Genomic DNA, 21520 nt, shown 5'->3' with positions numbered 1-21520 from the left:
CAGGCTGCAGGTGTGCCGCTATACTCAATAAAAGCGGCAATGCGCTTGTGTAGCGTTTTGCGCCTGGAATGGCATCTGCGTCGTCATGTGCGGCACAAAGAACAGAAAAGAGGTTTTGACTCATGACAGATAAACGCAAAGACAGTTCAGGCAAACTGTTGTACTGCTCTTTCTGCGGCAAAAGCCAGCATGAAGTGCGCAAACTCATTGCCGGGCCGTCCGTGTATATCTGCGACGAATGTGTCGATCTGTGTAACGACATTATTCGCGAAGAGATTAAAGAGGTTGCGCCGCATCGCGAGCGCAGTGCACTGCCTACACCGCATGAAATTCGCCATCACCTCGATGATTATGTCATCGGCCAGGAGCAGGCGAAGAAAGTGCTGGCCGTAGCGGTGTATAACCACTACAAACGTCTGCGCAATGGCGACACCAGCAACGGTGTTGAATTGGGCAAAAGTAACATTCTGCTGATTGGACCGACCGGTTCCGGTAAAACGTTGCTTGCTGAAACGCTGGCGCGTCTGTTGGATGTCCCCTTCACTATGGCCGACGCTACTACGCTTACCGAAGCGGGTTACGTAGGTGAAGATGTCGAGAACATCATTCAGAAGCTGCTGCAGAAGTGCGACTATGACGTACAAAAAGCGCAGCGCGGCATTGTCTACATCGATGAGATCGATAAGATCTCGCGTAAGTCCGACAACCCGTCCATTACCCGTGACGTCTCGGGTGAAGGCGTCCAGCAGGCGTTGCTTAAACTGATCGAAGGCACGGTTGCAGCCGTTCCGCCGCAGGGTGGTCGTAAACATCCGCAGCAGGAATTCCTCCAGGTCGATACCTCGAAGATCCTGTTCATTTGCGGTGGTGCCTTTGCCGGTCTGGATAAAGTGATTTCTCATCGCGTTGAAACGGGCTCGGGCATTGGCTTCGGTGCGACGGTTAAATCCACCGCTGAGAAACCGAATGAAGGCCAGCTGCTGGCCCAGGTTGAGCCAGAAGATCTGATCAAGTTTGGTCTGATCCCTGAGTTCATCGGTCGTCTTCCGGTGGTTGCGACGCTCAACGAGCTGAGCGAAGAAGCGTTGATTCAGATCCTGAAAGAGCCGAAAAATGCCCTGACGAAGCAGTACCAGGCGCTGTTTAATCTTGAAGGCGTGGATCTGGAATTCCGTGACGAAGCACTGACGGCTATCGCTAAAAAGGCGATGGTGCGCAAAACCGGTGCGCGTGGGCTGCGTTCTATCGTTGAAGCCGCGTTACTGGATACCATGTATGACCTGCCATCAATGGAAGAAGTCGAAAAAGTGGTTATCGACGAATCCGTCATCGGTGGGCAAAGCAAGCCACTGTTGATCTACGGCAAGCCGGAAGCACAGCAGGCATCTGGTGAATAATTAACCAATTCATACAATCATTTATCAAAAAAGGGGGGATTTTATCTCCCCTTTTATTTTTCCTGATTCCCGCCGTTGAATGTGTGGGAAACATCCCCATATACTGGTTTACATGTTAACGGTGCGTGTTGCACAGTCACGTCACCGGATTACCTGGCGGACATTAAACTAAGAGAGAGCTCTATGAATCCTGAGCGTTCTGAACGCATTGAAATCCCCGTATTGCCGTTGCGCGATGTGGTGGTTTATCCGCACATGGTCATACCCTTGTTTGTCGGGCGGGAGAAATCTATCCGTTGTCTGGAAGCAGCCATGGACCATGATAAAAAAATCATGCTGGTCGCCCAGAAAGAAGCCTCAACAGATGAGCCGGGTGTAAATGATCTTTTCACCGTCGGGACCGTGGCATCCATTCTGCAGATGCTGAAACTGCCTGACGGTACCGTCAAAGTGCTGGTTGAAGGCCTGCAACGCGCGCGTATTACTGCTTTGTCTGACAATGGTGAGCATTTCTCGGCGAAAGCAGAGTATCTGGATTCGCCCGCCATCGACGAGCGTGAACAAGAGGTGCTGGTCCGCACCGCGATTAGCCAGTTTGAAGGCTATATCAAGCTGAATAAAAAAATCCCACCGGAAGTGCTGACGTCACTGAACAGCATTGACGACCCTGCGCGTCTGGCGGACACCATTGCCGCGCACATGCCGCTGAAACTGGCCGACAAGCAGTCCGTTCTGGAGATGTCCGACGTCAACGAACGTCTGGAATATCTGATGGCGATGATGGAATCGGAAATTGACCTCTTGCAGGTTGAGAAACGCATTCGTAATCGCGTCAAAAAACAGATGGAGAAATCTCAGCGTGAGTACTATCTGAATGAGCAGATGAAGGCCATTCAGAAAGAACTGGGCGAGATGGATGATGCGCCGGATGAAAATGAAGCGCTGAAACGCAAAATCGACGCGGCGAAAATGCCAAAAGAGGCAAAAGAGAAAGCCGAAGCCGAGCTGCAGAAACTCAAAATGATGTCCCCGATGTCTGCGGAAGCGACCGTGGTGCGTGGCTACATTGAGTGGATGGTGCAGGTTCCATGGAACGCGCGTAGCAAGGTCAAAAAAGACCTGCGTCAGGCGCAGGAAATTCTCGATACCGACCACTATGGTCTGGAGCGCGTCAAAGACCGTATTCTTGAATACCTTGCGGTGCAGAGCCGTGTTAACAAGCTCAAAGGGCCGATTCTGTGTCTGGTTGGACCGCCGGGGGTGGGTAAAACTTCCCTGGGGCAGTCCATCGCCAAAGCCACCGGACGTAAATATATCCGTATGGCGCTGGGCGGCGTACGTGATGAAGCGGAAATCCGCGGTCACCGTCGTACCTATATCGGCTCCATGCCGGGCAAACTGATTCAGAAAATGGCGAAAGTGGGCGTTAAAAACCCGCTGTTCCTGCTGGATGAGATCGACAAAATGTCTTCAGACATGCGTGGCGATCCGGCATCTGCTCTGCTGGAAGTCCTGGATCCAGAACAGAACGTTGCATTCAGCGATCACTACCTGGAAGTGGATTACGATCTCAGTGACGTGATGTTTGTTGCGACCTCGAACTCCATGAATATCCCGGCGCCGTTGCTGGATCGTATGGAAGTGATTCGTTTGTCCGGGTATACCGAAGACGAAAAACTGAACATCGCCAAACAGCATCTGCTGCCGAAGCAGATTGAACGTAACGCACTGAAAAAAGGTGAGTTAACGGTTGATGATAGCGCCATTATCGGCATCATCCGTTACTACACGCGTGAAGCGGGCGTGCGTAGCCTTGAGCGTGAAATGTCTAAGCTGTGCCGTAAAGCAGTGAAACAGTTGCTGCTGGATCCGTCTCTCAAACACATCGAGATTAACGGTGAAAATCTGCATGACTACTTAGGTGTTCAGCGCTTTGACTATGGCCGTGCCGACGACGAAAACCGGGTTGGTCAGGTTACGGGTCTTGCATGGACTGAAGTCGGTGGCGATCTGCTGACCATCGAAACCGCCTGCGTGCCGGGTAAAGGGAAGTTAACCTATACCGGTTCGCTGGGTGAAGTGATGCAGGAGTCTATCCAGGCGGCGTTGACCGTGGTGCGTGCTCGTGCTGAGAAGTTAGGCATCAACGGCGACTTCTACGAAAAACGTGACATTCACGTTCACGTGCCGGAAGGCGCGACGCCGAAAGATGGCCCAAGCGCCGGTATCGCGATGTGTACGGCACTGGTCTCATGCCTGACCGGTAACCCGGTTCGCGCAGATGTCGCCATGACCGGTGAAATCACGCTGCGTGGCCAGGTTCTGCCGATTGGTGGTCTGAAAGAGAAATTGCTGGCAGCACACCGTGGCGGCATTAAAACCGTCCTGATTCCTTTCGAGAACAAACGCGATCTTGAGGAAATTCCGGAAAACGTGATTGCCGACCTGGATATCCATCCGGTGAAACGCATTGACGAGGTTCTGGCACTTGCACTGCAGAACGCCCCGTTCGGAATGCAGGTTGTCACTGCAAAATAGTGACCCCGCGCAAAGAGCGTTGATAAAAACAAGGCTGGTAAGGCATTTCGCACTTGCCAGTCTTTTTTTGTATAGCTAATTTAGATTGCTGGCTGGGTATGTCATCATCAACTGATGTTGTAAGGGCATGACAGGCCTGATATAACTGCTGCGCGTTCGCACTGGGAAGGATAGAGGTGCGATATAAATTATAAAGAGAGGAAGAGAAGAGTGAATAAATCTCAGCTGATAGACAAGATTGCCGCAGGGGCCGATATCTCTAAAGCGGCAGCTGGACGTGCGTTAGATGCTTTAATTGCTTCTGTTACTGAATCTCTGAAAGCTGGGGACGACGTAGCGCTGGTAGGTTTCGGTACCTTCGCTGTTAAAGAGCGTGCTGCCCGTACAGGCCGCAACCCACAGACGGGTAAAGAAATCACCATCGCCGCAGCTAAAGTTCCGGGCTTCCGCGCAGGCAAGGCACTGAAAGACGCGGTAAACTGATCGCTTTCCCTTGTGGAAGGTGAAAAAGAACAAGGGCGCATCGAGAGATGTGCCTTTTTTATTTGTTCAGCCATCTTTATCCGAGTTTCTGCGAGTTCCGGGCTGACAATTGACCCCTTTTCTTGTCAAAATACATCTTTGTACGCAGCGTCGGGAAACTGAGTGACTGCGCGAGGTCTACAGTCACCTACAGCGGAGTGTTGTTACACCATGATGGACAATTTACGCACGGCAGCAAACAGCATCGTGCTCAAGATCATTTTCGGCATCATTATTGTGTCGTTCATTTTGACCGGCGTCAGTAGCTATCTCATCGGCGGTAACGATTCCTATGCCGCAAAAGTAAACGACCAGGAAATCGGTCGTGGTCAATTTGAAAACGCCGTTGCCAGCGAACGTAACCGCATGCAGCAGCAGCTGGGCGAGCAGTTCTCTGAACTGGCTGCCAACGAAAACTACATCAAGTCTATGCGTCAGCAGGTGCTGAATCGCCTTATTGATGAAGCGCTGCTCAATCAATACGCGAAGCAACTGCATCTTGGCGTGAGCGATGATCAGGTTAAAAATGCGATTTTTGCCACCCAGGCTTTCCAGACCAATGGCAAGTTTGATAATGCGCGCTTTAACGGCATCGTAAACCAGATGGGCATGAGTGCCGATCAGTATGCCCAGGCTCTGCGTAATCAACTTATCTCCCAGCAGCTGATCAATGCGGTGGCGGGAACCGACTTTATGCTGAAAGGCGAAACGGACGAACTGGCTGAGCTGGTTGCGCAGCAGCGTGTTGTGCGTGAAGCCATCATTGATGTGAATAAACTGGCCGCAACCCAGTCCGTCAGCGATGCAGAAATTTCCAGCTTCTACGAGCAAAACAAAGGCCGCTTTATGACGCCGGAGCAGTTCCGCGTCAGCTACATCAAACTGGACGCCGCCAGCATGCAGTCGGCGGTCAACGATGCGGATATTCAGTCTTATTACGATCAGCATACGGATCAGTTCACTCAGCCGCAGCGTAACCGCTACAGCGTGATTCAGACCAAAACCGAAAATGAAGCAAAAGCGGTTCTGGATGAACTGAATAAAGGGGGCGATTTTGCTGCGCTGGCGAAAGCCAAATCAGCCGATATTATCTCTGCCCGTAACGGCGGCGATATGGGCTGGCTGGAAGCGTCCACCACCCCGGATGAACTGAAAAACGCAGGACTGAAAGAGAAAGGTCAGCTGTCTGGTGTGATCAAATCTTCTGTCGGATTCCTCGTTGTTCGTCTTGACGACACACTCCCTGCAAAAGCAAAACCGCTGAGCGAAGTGCATGATGAAATTGCGGCGAAAGTGAAGCAGGAAAAAGCGCTGGATGCCTGGTATGCGTTGCAGCAGAAAGTCAGTGAAGCAGCCAGCAACGACAACGAAACCCTGGCCGGTGCAGAACAAGCGGCGGGTGTGAAAGCTGTTGAAACGGGCTGGTTCGGTCGTGACAACCTGCCGGAAGAGCTCAACTTTAAACCGGTAACCGATGCTATCTTTGACGGCGGTTTGGTTGGGCAGAACGGTGCGCCGGGCAGCAACTCTGACATCATTACTGTTGATGGTGACCGTGCGTTCGTCCTGCGTGTCAGCGAGCATAAACCGGAAGCCGTTAAGCCTCTTGAAGAGGTAAAAGCGCAGGTTAGCGATATTGTGAAACACAATAAAGCCCAGCAGCAGGCGAAGCTGGATGCAGACAAGCTCATTGCCGCTCTGAAAGAAGGGAAAGGCGATGACGCGCTTAAAGCGGCAGGCCTGAGCTTTGGTGAAGCCAAAACGCTGGCTCGCACCGGGCAGGACCCTGTTAGTCAGGCGGCGTTCGCTTTACCGCTGCCAGCAAAAGATAAGCCGGGTTATGGCGTTGCCAACGATATGCAGGGCAACGTGGTGGTGCTGGCGCTGGATGAAGTGAAAGCGGGAACCATGCCGGATGCACAGAAAAAAGCCATGGTTCAGGGCATCACGCAGAATAATGCCCAGATCGCTTTTGAAGCGCTGATGAGCAACCTGCGCAAAGAAGCCAAAATCAAAATCGGTAGCCAGCTCGATCAGCAGCAATAACGAGATGTCTTCCACAATTTTTGCAATCTAATGCAAACTCAAAGGCCGCTTTCGCGGCCTTTTCCATTTCTGCACGTTGCCATTTGTTCTGCTTTCTTACGCTGTTTATCGTGTGCTCACTGTTAACAAACAAGGAGAAACAGTATGAAACGTGGAATCAAAGCCCTCTTAATCACCCTTTCTTTTGCCTGTGCGGGCATCGGGCAAAATGCCTTTGCCGCCCCGTCAGAGGCGGGCGCTAAAGCCCCCGTGGTGCAGTCTAAAGCGGACAACGCCTCCAGTTCACAAGGCAAAAAACTGGAGGCGGCGAAAAGCGCGGATGATGAAGGTGGCGCTCAGGTCAGTATTAACACCGCCAGCGCGGAGGATCTGGCTCGGGTCATGAACGGCGTAGGCATGAAAAAAGCGCAGGCCATTGTCAGCTACCGGGAAGAGTACGGCCCTTTTAAAACAGTAGAAGATCTGAAGCAGGTACCGGGAATGGGCCATTCGCTGGTTGAACGTAACCTCAGCCATCTCACTCTCTGAATTTATCCCTTGCGCAGTCGCTAATATTTGCCATGCTAAAGAGGTCATACCAGTTATGACCTCTGTTCCTATAACAAAAGTAAAGGCTAAAGCGCTATGCAGACTCAAATCAAAGTTCGTGGTTTCCATCTTGATGTCTATCAACACGTCAACAACGCCCGATATCTGGAATTTCTGGAAGAAGCGAGATGGGATGGACTCGAAAACAACGAAAACTTTCAGTGGATGACGGCGAATAACATCGCGTTTGTGGTCGTCAATATCAACATCAACTACCGTCGCCCGGCCGTACTTGGCGATCGTCTGACGGTAACCAGCCATGTAAAACAGATCAATGGCAAGAGTGGTGTGTTAAGCCAGGTGGTCACGCTGGATCCTGAAGGGGAAGTGGTGGCAGATGCGCTCGTGACCTTTGTGTGCATCGATCTTAAAACGCAAAAGGCGCTGCCTCTGGACGGTGAATTACGTTCGAAACTGGAGGAGATGATCCGCGAAGAGATGTAGCGATCGAGAACCTCTTTCATTCAGTGCATCCCCGGCGGGCAAAGGCTACCGGGGACATTGGCTTACTGCAGGGCGGTTTTCTGTTTCATTTTCGCCATCACGCCGGGTTTGTCTGCCAGGTAGTGGTTCAGCCCGTTAGCACGCAGGTTACAGGCCGCGCACTGCCCACAGCCGTCACCCTTGATGCCGTTGTAGCAGGTCAGCGTTTCGGTACGCACCAGGTCAAGTTTGCCCCAGTAATCGGCCAGTGCCCAGGTTTCTGCTTTGTCGAGCCACATGAGCGGCGTCTCAAAGCGAATGTCCTTCGCCATACCGAGGCTGACCGCGTGGTTCAGTGCTTTGACGAATTCATCACGACAGTCCGGGTAACCAGAGAAGTCCGTCTCGCAGACACCGGTGATGATCGCTTCTGCTTGTACCTGATAAGCATAAATTGCCGTCAGGGTTAAGAACAGAATATTTCGGCCAGGGACAAAGGTGTTCGGGATACCGCTGGCGTCAGGCTCATAATCCGGAACCGGGATGCTATCGCGTGTCAGGCTGCTCACCGCCAGTTCGTTCAATAAGGTGACATCCAGCACTTTGTGTGCGCGTGCACCGAGGGACAGGGCCAGTTCCCGAGCGACGTCAATTTCGGCGCGGTGGCGCTGACCATAATCGAAGGTGACGCAATGCACTTCATCGTATTGTTGTAACGCCTGTACCAGACAGGTCGTGGAGTCTTGCCCGCCACTAAACACGACAACGGCACGTTTCATAATTCTTCCCGGATTCATTCATAAAGCCGTATGGTAACGCGAGGAGCGGGCATCGACCAGCTTCTTCACCGCATCGGCGGTGGCAGCCAGGCCTCGGTGAAATCAAACCAGCCGCGGGTATTTAACTGAATCCCCTCAACGCCAGGCGGTGCGCTAATCCGGTACTGATAATTGAACAGCGGTGTCAGGATGGCCTCATCCATCAGTTGGTTAAATACCTCCTGTAACGCAGTCATTCTTGTCTGCTCAGCTGGCAGGCTTTGTACCGCATCCAGTGTGGTCTGCAGATGGGCGAATTGCGAAGCGTTCAGCACATTCGGCCATAGCGAATCGCAGCGTAGCCATTGTTCAAGTGAGTATTCCGGCGCTTCGCCAATCAGCCTGTCTCCCATCATCAGGTCCGCCCAGCCGAGCGCCTCACACCCCTCCCATGTCTTGGCATCATGGAAAATAACGGTTAATTCGCAGCCCAGCGTGGCGAGATAGCTCTGCAACTGCTGGGCCATGGTGTGGAGTTCCACGGGCAGGTGATAGACCAGCGTCAGGGCGGGCGGGAGGGGTACGGTCTCCTGGTGCGCCCATTGCGGCATATCCCAGCCGGGGATTAACGCTTTACTTGGGGCAATGAGATCTTCATCCAGCGGTAGCGTTTGCAGCAACGTTGTCTGATGAATAATCTGCACCAGCCGACGTGATTGTGCCGGGCTCAGCGTTGAGCCTGCACGCTGCGCCAGATAGCAAAAGCCCAGACTGGTACTGTTACTGACCGTTTTCAGTCGAGCCAGGTCATCCGCTTCGCCAATGGCAATTTGCACCGGGTGGCGGCAACTGGTGCCAAGATCCTGTTCGAACAACAGGGGGGTTATCCAGTACTCCACGGCGTATAAAAATGGATGATTCAGATGGTACTGCCCGTGGCTTTCAAGACGCACCAGTTCTTTGCTAAAGGAGACCAGTTTAAATGGCCCGGTACCCACCATGGGCAACTGCGGATGCGCCAGCACGCAGGCATAGCTGGCGAGACGGTGCGCCAGCCAGAAGTCCGGGTAATACAACCTGAACGTCAGGCAATGGGAGTGCGTGGCGTCAACGCTCTTCACGCTGGCAAACAATGTGCGCAGGGCGGGGAGGTCGAGCAGCAGCATAAAACGTTGCGCCAGTTGACGGGTGTCCACGACATCGCCGTTATGCCAGTGCAGCGTCGGGCGGATGTGAAAACGCCAGCAGAGCTTGTCTTCGCTGACGTCCCAGTGATGCGCTAAATCGCCTTTAGGCAAAGCGCTGTCATTCATGAAGCGAGTCAGGCCGGAAAAGATTTGCCCGGCCAGATGCTGCTCCGCACGCCCCGGTAAGAATCCGGGGTACAGGGGTTCCAGCGGACGGTAATAAGGAATACGCAGCGTCGGGGTGTCATTCTGCCAGGAACCGCCAAGAAAGGGATTAAGCAATGCTCGCAGTTCGTCAGGCGCAAGCTGGGCCAGTGCCAGGGCGCTATGCTGCTGCCCGGTACGCAGCGCCGCTTCCATCATCTCCTGGCGCAAAGATTCCGGGGTGCGTAAAAATTGCAGCGTTCCCCGTTTTCCGCGTCCTGATTGTGACTGCCAGTGCAGCCAGCCGGCTGCCTGCATCTGGCTCAGCAGCGTACGCATGTGACGTTCGCTACAACAACAGTCGCTGGCGAGGCTGGCAACGCTGACGTGCTGGTCTTCCCCTGACGAAACCTGCCACAGGCGCTGATACTGATTGAGTCGGTTAAGCTGTCGCATAAACCCGGAACAATTATCTCTATCTCCTCACTATTACTTCCGTATATACCAGGCAATACTTTTGCGCAATACGAAGCGTGAAAATCTGGAGACGACATATGGCCCGGCTGGCAGCTTTTGATATGGATGGCACTTTGCTCATGCCCGATCACCGTTTAGGCGATCTGACGCTGGCGACGCTACGTCGTCTGCGTGAACGCGACATCACCTTGGCGTTTGCCACCGGTCGGCATGCCCTGGAGATGCGTAAGATCGTCAAGACCATTGCGCTGGATGCTTTTCTGATTACCGGTAATGGCACGCGTGTCCATTCGATGGAGGGAGAGCTACTGCATCGTCAGGATCTGGACCCGGAGATTGCTGAGCGTGTGCTGCACGGCACATGGGATACGCAGGCCAGCATTCACGCTTTTAATGATTCTGGCTGGCTGACAAATAAACCGATTCCGGACGCGCTGAACGAACACCTCTACAGCGGGTTCACCTATCAGCTTGTCGATTTAAAACGCCTGCCGGCGCATGACGTAACGAAAATTTGTTTTGTCGGTGAGCATGACGATCTCTGCCGGCTGCGTATTCAGCTTAATGAGATCCTGGATGGGCGGGCAACCCTCTGCTTCTCTGCCTTGTACTGCCTTGAGATATTGCCGCTTGGGTGCAATAAAGGCGCTGCGCTGACCATGCTGAGCGGCCTGTTGAATTTACCGATGCAGGACTGCATGGCTTTCGGCGACGCCATGAACGACGCTGAAATGCTGGCGAGCGTCGGGCGAGGCCTGATCATGGGCAATGCGATGCCGCAGCTGCGCGCTGCACTACCCAACTTACCGGTTATAGGACACTGTCGTAATCAGGCAGTGTCCCACTATTTAACGCATTGGCTGGATACACCACATCTTCCTTATTCCCCCGAATGACGAGATTTTCCAGCAAGCCAGACATGTTGTCTGGCTTTTTTTATTTCACTAACCGTTCAATCTCTGCCTGCCAGGGGCGGATATCGCCGATGTTGGACGCTACCCACTGCGGGTTGTAATAGGTTTCCAGATAGCGCTCACCGCTGTCGCACAGCAGGGTTACAATCGAGCCGGTGCGGCCCTCTTCGCGCATGCGCGCCGCTATGTTCAGTGCGCCCCACATGTTGGTGCCGGTTGACGCGCCGACTTTACGGCCCAACTGCGTATCCAGCCACAGCGCGGTGGCGACACTCGCTGCATCAGGTACGCGCAGCATCTCATCGACCACATCAGGAATGAATGAAGGCTCAACGCGCGGTCGCCCAATTCCTTCGATTTTGCTGCCAATGGACGCGCGCAGAGCGGTATCACGGGTCTGCCAGAAATCCATAAACACGGAGTTTTCCGGGTCCACGACCATGAGTTTGGTGTTATACCCCTGACAGCGGATATAACGGCCAATCGTCGCTGAGGTTCCGCCTGTTCCGGCGCTCATGACAATGCACTCGGGCACCGGATGGGGTTCATTTTTCATCTGCCGGAAAATGCTGTCGGCAATATTGTTGTTACCGCGCCAGTCGGTGGCGCGTTCGGCGAAGGTGAACTGATCCATATAATGGCCGTTCAGCTCGCGCGCCAGCCTCTCTGAGGCGGCGTAAATTTCGCAAGCGCTCTCGACGAAATGGCAGCGACCGCCGTAAAACGCAATCTGTTCAACTTTGCGTTTTGCGGTACAGCTCGGCATCACGGCGATAAACGGCAAACCCAGTAAGCGGGCGAAATAGGCTTCCGACACGGCGGTTGAACCGGAAGAGGCTTCAATAATGGTGGTGCCTTCTTTAATCCAGCCGTTGCACAGGCCATACAGGAACAATGAGCGCGCCAGTCGGTGTTTCAGACTGCCGGTCGGGTGCGTGCTTTCGTCTTTGAGATAGAGTGAGATCCCGGCAAAAGCGGGCAGCGTCAGGCGTATCAGGTGCGTGTCCGCGGAGCGTTGATAATCTGCATTGATTTCACTTATCGCGTGTTTAACCCAGTCACTGTTCATTCATCTGTTCCGTTTATCATTTTGTGCCCAGAATAGAGCAAAGCGCAGAAAAAATTGTTGCCATTTCGCCTTTAGAATAGAATGTGAAGAGAAAATTTTTCTCTATGAGTTCGCTATGATAGATAAAATTGACCGTAAGTTGCTCTCGCTACTACAGAAGGATTGCTCCCTCTCTTTGCAGGCACTCGCGGATGCCGTTAATCTGACCACCACACCCTGCTGGAAACGATTAAAACGGCTGGAAGATGACGGTATCCTTCTGGCGCGGGTGGCGATGCTGGATGCGGAAAAGCTGGGGCTTAGCCTGACCGCTTTTGTGTTGATCAAAACGCAGCATCACAGCAGTGACTGGTACTCACGGTTCACCGCCGTGGTGACGGAGATGCCTGAAGTGCTCGGATTCTGGCGTATGGCAGGGGAATACGATTACCTGCTGCGCGTACAGGTGGCAGACATGAAACGTTACGATGACTTCTATAAAAAACTGGTCAACAGTGTGCCAGGCTTATCAGATGTTACCTCGAGTTTCGCCATGGAGCAGATTAAATACACCACGGCTTTGCCCATAGAATAACCCTCCCGGCATGTGTCGGAAAATCACGTTCAGGATGTAAACGCGTGCGATTATTTGCTCAGTTAAGCTGGTATTTTCGCCGGGAATGGCGACGCTATCTCGGTGCCGTTGGCTTACTTATCATCATTGCCATTTTGCAGCTCGTTCCGCCTAAAGTGGTGGGCATTCTGGTTGATGGCGTAACCCGACAGCATTACACCCCTTCACAGGTGATGATGTGGATTGGCTCGCTGGTGCTGATCGCTATCGTCACCTACCTGTTGCGCTATGTCTGGCGCGTCTGGTTGTTTGGTGCCTCCTATCAGTTGGCGGTCGAACTGCGCGAAGATTTCTATCGCCAGCTCAGTCGCCAGCACCCGGAGTTTTATCTGCGTCACCGCACCGGGGATTTGATGGCCCGTGCGACTAACGACGTTGACCGTGTGGTCTTCGCCGCCGGAGAGGGGGTGCTGACACTGGTGGATTCCCTGGTGATGGGCTGCGTAGTGCTGATCGTGATGTCGACGCAAATCAGCTGGCAGCTCACCTTACTTTCCCTGCTACCCATGCCGATTATGGCCCTGGTGATCAAGCGTTACGGCGATCAACTGCATCAACGTTTCAAGCTGGCGCAGGCGGCGTTCTCTGCCCTCAACGATCGTACCCAGGAGAGCATGACCAGCATTCGGATGATCAAAGCCTTTGGTCTGGAAGATCGTCAGTCGGCGCTGTTTTCCGGTGAGGCGGCGGACACTGGCGAGAAAAACATGCGGGTTGCGCGCGTCGATGCCCGCTTCGATCCGACGATCTATATCGCTATTGGTATGGCGAATCTGCTGGCGATCGGCGGCGGGAGCTGGATGGTGGTCCAAGGTTCGCTGACGCTGGGGCAACTCACCAGCTTTATGATGTATCTGGGACTGATGATTTGGCCGATGTTAGCCCTGGCCTGGATGTTCAATATCGTTGAGCGCGGCAGTGCCGCTTATACCCGTATCCGCGATATGCTGTCGGAAGCCCCGGTGGTGAATGACGGTAATGAACCAGTACCAGCGGGGCGGGGCACGCTGGAGATAGCTATCCGCCAGTTTATCTATCCGCAAACCACGCAGCCGATTTTGAGTGACGTTAACGTCACTCTCCAGCCGGGTCAGATGCTGGGGATTTGCGGGCCGACCGGCTCAGGGAAAAGCACATTGCTCTCCCTGATTCAGCGCCATTTCGACGTTGAGCAGGGCGACATTCGCTTCCACGCGATACCGCTAACCGAACTCAAGCTGGATGCGTGGCGCAGTCGCCTTGCGGTCGTCAATCAAACTCCCTTCCTCTTCTCCGATACGGTTGCCAGTAATATTGCGCTGGGTAAACCGGGCGCCACCCGCGAAGAGATTGAACATGTCGCCCGACTTGCCAGCGTGCATGACGATATTTTGCGACTGCCGCAGGGCTATGAAACCGAAGTGGGGGAGCGCGGCGTCATGCTCTCCGGTGGACAAAAACAGCGTATCTCTATTGCGCGTGCGCTTTTGCTGGATGCGGAAATTCTGCTGCTGGATGATGCGCTTTCTGCCGTTGACGGGCGTACCGAGCATCAGATTCTGCATAATCTCCGTCAATGGGGAGAAGGGCGCACGGTCATCATCAGTGCGCATCGCCTGTCGGCGCTGACGGAGGCGAGTGAAATCCTGGTGATGCAGCACGGGCACATTGCACAGCGCGGGGAACATGAACAACTGGCGAGTACGCCTGGGTGGTATCGCGATATGTATCGCTATCAGCAACTGGAAGCGGCGCTGGATGAAGCGCCACAGGAGGCCAGTCATGCGTAACTTCGGGCAGCTATGGCCGACCTTAAAGCGTCTGCTGGTCTATGGAAAACCCTGGCGCAAACAGCTGATAAAAGCCGTGGTGATGCTCTGGGTTGCGGCAGCGGCGGAAGTGACGGGGCCGGCGCTTATCAGCTATTTTATCGACAACATGGTGGCGAAAAGCTATCTGCCACTGGGGCTGGTTGCCGGGCTGGTCGTCGCCTACATTGGCCTGCAATTCCTGGCGGCGGGGCTTCATTACGCCCAGGCGTTGTTGTTCAACCAGGCCGCGGTCGGTGTGGTGCAACAGCTCCGTACTGATGTGATGGATGCTGCGCTTCGTCAGCCGCTTAATGCCTTTGATACCCAACCGGTAGGGCAAATTATCTCCCGCGTGACCAACGATACCGAAGTGATTCGTGATCTGTACGTCACCGTGGTGGCTACGGTACTGCGCAGCGCAGCATTGATTGGCGCCATGCTGGTGGCCATGTTCAGCCTTGACTGGCGAATGGCGCTGGTGGCTATCGCCATTTTCCCGGCGGTACTGATTGTGATGTTGATTTATCAGCGTTACAGCACGCCCATCGTCCGACGCATGCGTGCCTATCTTGCGGACATTAACGACGGTTTTAACGAAGTCATTAACGGAATGAGTGTTATCCAGCAGTTCCGCCAGCAGGGGCGTTTTGGTGAACGAATGGGTGAGGCGAGCCGCTCGCACTATCTGGCGCGGATGCAAACCCTGCGTCTTGATGGCTTCCTGTTGCGTCCTTTGCTGAGCTTGTTTACCACACTTATTCTTTGCGGCCTGTTGATGCTGTTCGGTTTTAGCCCCACCGGAACAGTGGAAGTCGGGGTGCTGTACGCCTTTATCAGTTATCTGGGGCGACTCAATGAGCCTTTAATTGAACTCACGACTCAGCAATCGATGCTCCAACAGGCGGTAGTGGCCGGAGAGCGCGTGTTTGAACTGATGGATTGCCCGCGTCAGACCTACGGCTATGACGATGAACCGCTGAAAAGCGGCGCGATAGATATTGAGAATGTCTCCTTTGCGTATCGTGATGATCAACTGGTGTTACAGGACATCAGCCTGAGCGTGCCGCCGCGCAGTTTCGTCGCACTGGTCGGGCACACCGGCAGCGGTAAAAGTACCCTCGCCAATCTGCTCATGGGGTACTACCCGCTCACCAAAGGGGAGATCCGCCTGGACGGTCGCCCGCTCTCCGCGCTGAGTCACGCGTCATTGCGCAAAGGGGTGGCGATGGTGCAGCAGGACCCGGTAGTAATGGCCGACAGCTTCTTTGCCAACGTCACGCTGGGGCGCGACATTTCTGAGGCGCAGGTCTGGCATGCGCTGGAAACGGTGCAGCTTGCGGAGCTGGCGCGCGGCATGAGTGACGGCATCTATACGCGACTAGGGGAGCAGGGTAACAACCTCTCAGTGGGGCAAAAGCAACTGCTCGCTCTGGCGCGCGTGCTGGTGGATACCCCGCAAATCCTGATCCTTGATGAAGCGACGGCTAACATTGACTCCGGCACCGAGCAGGCCATTCAGCAGGCGCTGGTTGCCGTACGGGAGAAGACGACCCTGGTGGTGATTGCCCATCGATTGTCGACCATTGTGGATGCCGGAACCATACTTGTGCTTCATCGTGGGCAAGCCGTTGAACGCGGAACTCACCAACAACTGCTTGAAAAGAAAGGACGCTACTGGCAGATGTACCAGTTGCAGCTGGCGGGGGAAGAACTGGCTGCCGGTTTACAAGAAGAAACCCTTATCGCCTGATGCACCATAATCAGGCACGCTACTGACGGGAACCTCTGTTGGTGCAAAAAAATAACGCACTGCGCACTGTCGTGGTGCGTTTTTCTTTTCCAGGAACAATCTGAACGCGTCTCGCTTTTCACTTCGGGTTAGCCAACCCCTCCTGTAGGCCATAAAAGCCTGAATAACGCCTGTTTTTCATTTCTGGCACAGCCCTTGCAATATCTCCTGTGTGTTAGCTGCGGCCATTATCGATTTTGACTGGAGGGGGATCTATGAAGCTGGTTACCGTGGTGATTAAGCCATTCAAACTGGAAGACGTTCGTGAAGCGCTGTCTTCAATTGGTATTCAAGGATTGACCGTGACTGAAGTAAAAGGTTTCGGGCGTCAGAAGGGGCATGCCGAGCTTTACCGTGGTGCCGAGTACAGCGTTAACTTCCTGCCAAAAGTGAAGATTGACGTGGCTATTGCAGACGATCAACTTGATGAAGTGATTGATGTGATTAGCAAAGCGGCCTACACCGGAAAAATTGGCGACGGCAAAATTTTCGTTGCTGAGCTGCAACGTGTCATTCGTATTCGTACCGGCGAAGCCGACGAAGCGGCACTGTAATACCTGCACACAGTGAGAAGGATGGGGAAGAAAATGAAGAAAACAATGTTAAAAGCAGGTCTTGCTTCGCTGGCATTACTGCCTGGTCTGGCGATGGCTGCCCCGGCGGTTGCGGATAAAGCTGACAACGCCTTTATGATGATCTGCACCGCGCTGGTGCTGTTTATGACTATCCCGGGTATTGCCCTGTTCTACGGCGGCTTGATCCGTGGCAAAAACGTTCTCTCTATGCTGACTCAGGTGGCCGTGACCTTCGCCCTGGTCTGCGTATTGTGGGTGGTGTATGGCTACTCCCTCGCATTCAGTGAAGGTAATAGCTTCTTTGGTAGCTTTAACTGGGCGATGTTGAAAAACATCGAGCTGACCGCCGTAATGGGCAGCTTCTATCAGTACATTCATGTTGCCTTCCAGGGATCGTTCGCCTGTATTACCGTGGGTCTTATCGTCGGTGCCCTGGCTGAACGTATCCGCTTCTCTGCCGTGCTGATCTTCGTGGTGGTCTGGCTGACGCTCTCCTACGTGCCGATTGCGCATATGGTCTGGGGCGGTGGTCTGCTCGCCTCCCACGGCGCAATGGACTTTGCTGGCGGTACCGTTGTTCACATCAACGCTGCGGTAGCAGGCCTGGTAGGCGCCTACCTGATTGGCAAACGTGTGGGCTTTGGTAAAGAGGCTTTCAAACCGCATAATCTGCCGATGGTGTTCATTGGCACCGCGATCCTCTACTTTGGCTGGTTCGGTTTCAACGCCGGTTCTGCAAGTGCGGCTAACGAAATCGCTGCGCTGGCGTTTGTTAACACCGTTGTCGCCACGGCGGGTGCCATCCTCTCCTGGGTATTTGGTGAGTGGGCGCTGCGCGGCAAACCTTCACTGCTGGGTGCCTGTTCGGGTGCGATTGCCGGTCTGGTCGGCATCACCCCGGCATGCGGATACGTTGGTGTTGGCGGCGCGCTGCTGGTGGGTATCGTTGCGGGTCTGGCAGGTATCTGGGGTGTGACAACGCTTAAGCGCTGGCTGCGAGTGGACGATCCTTGCGATGTGTTTGGTGTGCACGGCGTCTGCGGTATCGTGGGTTGCATCATGACCGGTATCTTCGCGGCGACCTCACTGGGCGGCGTGGGTTACGCTGAAGGCGTGACCATGGGTCACCAGGTGCTGGTACAGCTTGAAAGTGTCGCGATCACCATCGTCTGGTCAGGTGTGGTTGCCTTTATCGGCTACAAGCTGGCTGACATGACCGTAGGTCTGCGCGTACCTGAAGATCAAGAGCGTGAAGGGCTGGATGTTAACAGCCATGGCGAAAACGCCTATAACGCCTGATTCTTATCAGACTGCGTAATCTCCTGAGCAAAAAAGCCTCCCACCGGGAGGCTTTTGTCATTCTGATAAGCGGATTATGCGCCGCGGTTACGCATCACCCCTTCCTGTACGGTGGACGCAACCAGCACCCCGTCGCGGTTGTAAAATTCACCGCGTACAAAGCCGCGCGCGCTGGAGGCCGAAGTACTCTCTACGCTGTAGAGCAGCCAGTCATTCAGGTCGAAAGGACGATGGAACCACATCGAGTGATCGATGGTCGCCACCTGCATGCCTTTTTCCAGGAAGCCCACGCCGTGTGGCTGGAGGGCGACCAGCAGGAAGTGAAAGTCTGAGGCATACCCCAGCAGATACTGCTGAACGCGTAAATCCTGCGGCAACTGACCATTCGCCCGCATCCACACCTGGCGGGTGGGCTCAGCCTTATGCCCTTTCAGGGGGTTATGAAATTCAACGGGGCGGATTTCAATGGGCTTATCGCCGAGAAACTTCTCTTTTACCAGTGGCGGCAAAAAGGCCGACAGCTCGCGGGCAATGTCGGTTTCCGATTTCAGTGATTCCGGGTCAGGGGCAGGGGGCATGGTTTTTTGATGTTCATAACCCGGCTCCGGGGCCTGGAATGAGGCCGTCATATAAAAGATAGGTTTGCCATTCTGAATGGCGGCGACGCGGCGGGCGCTAAAGCTGTTGCCGTCGCGCAGCACCTCTACATCATAAATAATCGGTTTTTGGCTATCGCCGGGGCGCAAAAAATAGCTGTGAAACGAATGGACGAGACGCTCAGCCGGGACGGTCTCTTTGGCGGCATACAAAGCTTGCCCGACGACCTGCCCACCGAAGACCTGACGCAACCCTAAATCTTCGCTTTGCCCACGAAAAAGGCCCTCTTCAATTTTTTCCAGATTCAATAATGACAGCAGATTGTTAAGCGCCTGACTCATAGGTGTCCTCAATAATATAAACGCCGCCGAAGCGAATGCTCTACAGAGTATAACCTGGAAATTCAAGCGGTCCGATGGGTGCAATAATCTGAATAGCCAGCAGTTTGCAGGCAGAAATCAGTGACCTGTGCCACACTTGAAGACGTTACGAGGATTTAACCACACATTCTGGCAGGACAGCGTCCTGTTGGTGCATAGAAGATAAGGAGAACTCATGAAACTTGTGCACATGTTAAGTGGTTTGGCCGTGGCGGTTGCGCTGGCCGGTTGTGCCAAAAAAGGCGCAGACATTCCCACCCCAACACCGAATCCTAATGCCCCGTCGGCGGTGAATCAGGCGGCGATTACGCAGCCTAACGTCTCAGGGACCGTGTGGATTCGTCAAAAAGTGGCACTTCCCCCTGATGCGGTCTTAACCGTGACGGTGTCTGATGCCACCATGGCCGACGCGCCATCAAAAATTATTGCCCAGAAAGCGGTGCGTACCGAGGGTAAACAGTCGCCCTTTAGCTTCGTATTGCCGTTCAATCCGGCAGACGTGCAGCCTAACGCCCGTATTCTCCTGAGTGCCGCTATCTCCATCAACGATAAAGTGGTCTTTATCACCGATTCCGTCAAACCTATCATCAACCAGGGTGGGACGAAGGCAGAGCTGACGCTGGTACCCGTCCAGCAAACGGCGGTTCCGCTCCAGGAGAGTGGTGGCGCGGTGAACACGGTGCCTTCAACGTCACCGACCCAGGTTAATCCTTCGGCAGCCACCCCGGCACCGACCCAGATGTAAAACCTGTTCTGCTCCTCTCCTGAAACGGGAGAGGAGTTGTCAGTAAATCCAGCGGTAGTGCTGGAGATCAATCTGCCCGCTTCCTGAGACAACCACCCCTTCCTGCATGAGTGCCTGGCGCTGACGTTGTAAATCCGGACCGGTAAGTGAAATGCACCCATGGCGATTCACTACGCGATGCCACGGCAGCGTGCTGCCCTCCGGTAAGCGTCTGAGCACACCACCAACCTGCCTTGCTGCGCGTGGGGAACCCGCCAGTCTGGCAACGTCACCGTAGGTGGTAACAAAGCCTTCCGGGACAGAAGCAACAATTTGCCACACCCGTTGCGGGAAAGAATCGTGATTATCCATATGTCTGTCCTGATGCATGAGCCTTTAGAATATCAGGGTGTTAGCGCCAGTGCAGGCGGAATCGTGCAAGAAAACAGCATCTGTTTGCCGGTCGCTTGCAATTAGGGTAACGGACAGGGATAATGCGCCAGCGCGTTGGGTAACAACGCTCTCAATGGAGGCCCTGTTGGTTCTCCCGCAATGCTACTTTGTTTACCAGGTCAGGTCCGGAAGGAAGCAGCCAAGGCAAAGAACGCGTGTGCCGGGATGTAGCTGGCAGGGCCTCCACCCATTTCTGCCCCCCCATTTTTACTTTCTCTGCTCACCTGATTTGTTCATGACCCATTTTTCACTGCGTTGCCGCGTGATTTGGCCGGTGGCCTTACTCTTCGGGGCCTGTGCAAGCGCTGTTTAAAACGGTAACCGTGTTGTTCTGCCCTCGACGTATTTAGGGCACAGTCTGGTAACGCCAATCATACTGAGGAGATATTTATTCCTTTTTATCAGTATTGTCATTCATTTGAAATATTACCTTCATATAACTGTCATATAAAGGCTGCAAAATAAAGTTGGGAAATTTTCAAACTGTCATCACAGTTAAATATATTTCTGGATCAAGGTATTAACTTCGTGTATTAATATTTTATCTTATTCACACGAGAAGGGATAATCATGGTCACTGCGGTTTTAAACGTCAAAATTGATGAGGCGTTGAAAGAGAAACTTCGTCATTATGCAGAAGTGAATAACGAAAACCTGAGTACAGCAACAGAAAAGCTGCTGCTTCTGGCACTTGAGGCAGATGAAGCAGGCGGCGTTTCAGAAGATGATATCGATAATCAGCATCTGGAAGAAGACAACGCATCCCCGCTGAGTTCCAAAGAAATCAAAGCGCTACGCAAACTCCTGAAGAAGAAAAAATGAACCAACAACTGCTATCTATCGCCAGTAACTACGGTGAAGCTTGCGAGCTGTTACGCTCGGGATTTGTTAAGCAGGTTCGCCTGAACTGGAATATTGGAACGGATGAGTTCTTTCGCATCGCGAGTGACTGGTGTGACGCTGGCGCAAAAATTAAAAAAGAAGGAAACAACTTTATCATTTCCCTGAAAGGGTTTCCTATTCCACGTCAGCAGTAATACTTTAATCATGAAACTGTCATATTAATTGCATGAAGTTTTGTGATGCTATACGCAAAATATAATATGTTAACCATCTCAATTCATCATGGATGATGTTTACGGCGAGCCGGTCCTGGCTCGTCGACGTTTATTCTCCTGCGTTTCCTGGTATCTCGCTTCGCCTTCCAGAGTGCAAACTCGCACATAACAGTCCTGAG

General features: G+C 53.5%; 20 protein-coding genes and 1 other RNA gene. 16 read left to right on the top strand and 5 right to left on the bottom strand.

Annotated elements, in window-relative coordinates; translation table 11 throughout:
• Positions 1-122: 122 nt before the first annotated feature.
• The 6 genes from clpX (at position 123) to ACUY4Q_RS18730 (ending at position 7535) form a co-directional block, all read left to right on the top strand.
• Complete coding sequence (clpX, locus tag ACUY4Q_RS18755; protein ID WP_458044215.1) at positions 123-1397, top strand: ATP-dependent protease ATP-binding subunit ClpX; 1275 nt, start codon at positions 123-125, stop codon at positions 1395-1397.
• A 183-nt stretch (positions 1398-1580) separates the two neighbouring features.
• Positions 1581-3935 carry an endopeptidase La gene (gene lon / locus ACUY4Q_RS18750; RefSeq protein WP_458044214.1) on the top strand — a complete coding sequence of 785 codons (2355 nt, stop codon included), beginning with the start codon at positions 1581-1583 and terminating at the stop codon, positions 3933-3935.
• A gap of 210 nt (positions 3936-4145) precedes the next feature.
• A complete protein-coding gene (hupB, locus tag ACUY4Q_RS18745; protein WP_437432482.1) occupies positions 4146-4418 on the top strand; it encodes a nucleoid-associated protein HU-beta in 273 nt (90 codons plus the stop codon).
• A 210-nt stretch (positions 4419-4628) separates the two neighbouring features.
• Positions 4629-6503 carry a peptidylprolyl isomerase gene (ppiD, locus tag ACUY4Q_RS18740; RefSeq protein ID WP_458044213.1) on the top strand — a complete coding sequence of 625 codons (1875 nt, stop codon included), beginning with the start codon at positions 4629-4631 and terminating at the stop codon, positions 6501-6503.
• Between the two features lie 144 nt (positions 6504-6647).
• Positions 6648-7031 carry a helix-hairpin-helix domain-containing protein gene (locus ACUY4Q_RS18735; protein ID WP_458044212.1) on the top strand — a complete coding sequence of 128 codons (384 nt, stop codon included), beginning with the start codon at positions 6648-6650 and terminating at the stop codon, positions 7029-7031.
• Positions 7032-7127: 96 nt separating this feature from the next.
• Positions 7128-7535, top strand: a complete 408-nt coding sequence (locus ACUY4Q_RS18730) for a YbgC/FadM family acyl-CoA thioesterase (protein WP_458044211.1) — start codon at positions 7128-7130, stop codon at positions 7533-7535.
• A gap of 62 nt (positions 7536-7597) precedes the next feature.
• On the opposite strand, the gene queC is transcribed toward ACUY4Q_RS18730, so the two are convergent.
• Both queC and ACUY4Q_RS18720 read right to left on the bottom strand, forming a co-directional pair.
• Entirely contained in the window at positions 7598-8293 is a 696-nt protein-coding gene (gene queC / locus ACUY4Q_RS18725) for a 7-cyano-7-deazaguanine synthase QueC (protein WP_458044210.1), read from the bottom strand.
• Between the two features lie 65 nt (positions 8294-8358).
• On the bottom strand, positions 8359-10059 hold the full coding sequence (locus tag ACUY4Q_RS18720) for an SgrR family transcriptional regulator (RefSeq protein ID WP_458044209.1): 1701 nt from the start codon (positions 10057-10059) through the stop codon (positions 8359-8361).
• 98 nt (positions 10060-10157) lie between these two features.
• On the opposite strand from ACUY4Q_RS18720, the gene cof reads away from it, so the two are divergent.
• Complete coding sequence (cof, locus tag ACUY4Q_RS18715) at positions 10158-10976, top strand: HMP-PP phosphatase (RefSeq protein WP_458044208.1); 819 nt, start codon at positions 10158-10160, stop codon at positions 10974-10976.
• Between the two features lie 40 nt (positions 10977-11016).
• On the opposite strand, the gene ACUY4Q_RS18710 is transcribed toward cof, so the two are convergent.
• On the bottom strand, positions 11017-12063 hold the full coding sequence (locus tag ACUY4Q_RS18710; protein ID WP_458044207.1) for a PLP-dependent cysteine synthase family protein: 1047 nt from the start codon (positions 12061-12063) through the stop codon (positions 11017-11019).
• A 115-nt stretch (positions 12064-12178) separates the two neighbouring features.
• On the opposite strand from ACUY4Q_RS18710, the gene ACUY4Q_RS18705 reads away from it, so the two are divergent.
• The 5 genes from ACUY4Q_RS18705 (at position 12179) to amtB (ending at position 18129) form a co-directional block, all read left to right on the top strand.
• Positions 12179-12637, top strand: coding sequence for an Lrp/AsnC family transcriptional regulator (locus tag ACUY4Q_RS18705; RefSeq protein WP_458044206.1), 459 nt, complete (start codon positions 12179-12181; stop codon positions 12635-12637).
• Positions 12638-12681: 44 nt separating this feature from the next.
• Positions 12682-14445, top strand: a complete 1764-nt coding sequence (locus tag ACUY4Q_RS18700) for a SmdA family multidrug ABC transporter permease/ATP-binding protein (RefSeq protein WP_458044205.1) — start codon at positions 12682-12684, stop codon at positions 14443-14445.
• Positions 14438-16216, top strand: a complete 1779-nt coding sequence (locus tag ACUY4Q_RS18695) for a SmdB family multidrug efflux ABC transporter permease/ATP-binding protein (RefSeq protein WP_458044204.1) — start codon at positions 14438-14440, stop codon at positions 16214-16216. Before ACUY4Q_RS18700 ends, ACUY4Q_RS18695 begins: the two co-directional genes overlap by 8 nt.
• A gap of 254 nt (positions 16217-16470) precedes the next feature.
• Positions 16471-16809, top strand: coding sequence for a P-II family nitrogen regulator (gene glnK, locus ACUY4Q_RS18690; protein WP_002891893.1), 339 nt, complete (start codon positions 16471-16473; stop codon positions 16807-16809).
• A 33-nt stretch (positions 16810-16842) separates the two neighbouring features.
• Positions 16843-18129 (top strand): ammonium transporter AmtB, encoded by a 1287-nt coding sequence (gene amtB, locus ACUY4Q_RS18685; protein ID WP_458044203.1) that lies wholly within the window; start codon positions 16843-16845, stop codon positions 18127-18129.
• Positions 18130-18203: 74 nt separating this feature from the next.
• Here the strand turns inward: amtB and tesB are convergent, their stop codons facing one another.
• Complete coding sequence (tesB, locus tag ACUY4Q_RS18680) at positions 18204-19067, bottom strand: acyl-CoA thioesterase II (protein WP_458044202.1); 864 nt, start codon at positions 19065-19067, stop codon at positions 18204-18206.
• Positions 19068-19281: 214 nt separating this feature from the next.
• Between tesB and ACUY4Q_RS18675 the strand changes: the two genes are divergently transcribed.
• A complete protein-coding gene (locus ACUY4Q_RS18675) occupies positions 19282-19851 on the top strand; it encodes a YbaY family lipoprotein (RefSeq protein ID WP_458044201.1) in 570 nt (189 codons plus the stop codon).
• 39 nt (positions 19852-19890) lie between these two features.
• Here the strand turns inward: ACUY4Q_RS18675 and ACUY4Q_RS18670 are convergent, their stop codons facing one another.
• Positions 19891-20220, bottom strand: a complete 330-nt coding sequence (locus ACUY4Q_RS18670) for an MGMT family protein (protein WP_458044200.1) — start codon at positions 20218-20220, stop codon at positions 19891-19893.
• Between the two features lie 146 nt (positions 20221-20366).
• Between ACUY4Q_RS18670 and ffs the strand changes: the two genes are divergently transcribed.
• From ffs to ACUY4Q_RS18655, 3 genes are all read left to right on the top strand, one after another.
• Positions 20367-20463, top strand: an RNA gene (gene ffs, locus ACUY4Q_RS18665) — signal recognition particle sRNA small type.
• Between the two features lie 390 nt (positions 20464-20853).
• Positions 20854-21105, top strand: a complete 252-nt coding sequence (locus ACUY4Q_RS18660; protein WP_458044199.1) for a hypothetical protein — start codon at positions 20854-20856, stop codon at positions 21103-21105.
• The gene (locus ACUY4Q_RS18655) at positions 21102-21320 is read left to right on the top strand and encodes a hypothetical protein (protein WP_458044198.1); all 219 of its coding nucleotides are present in this window, start codon (positions 21102-21104) and stop codon (positions 21318-21320) included. Before ACUY4Q_RS18660 ends, ACUY4Q_RS18655 begins: the two co-directional genes overlap by 4 nt.
• The last annotated feature ends 200 nt before the right edge of the window (positions 21321-21520 follow it).

Source organism: Phytobacter cepae (assembly GCF_054165735.1).
The sequence above is the reverse complement of the archived record's forward strand: the minus strand, read 5'-3'. Positions and strand labels throughout refer to the sequence as shown.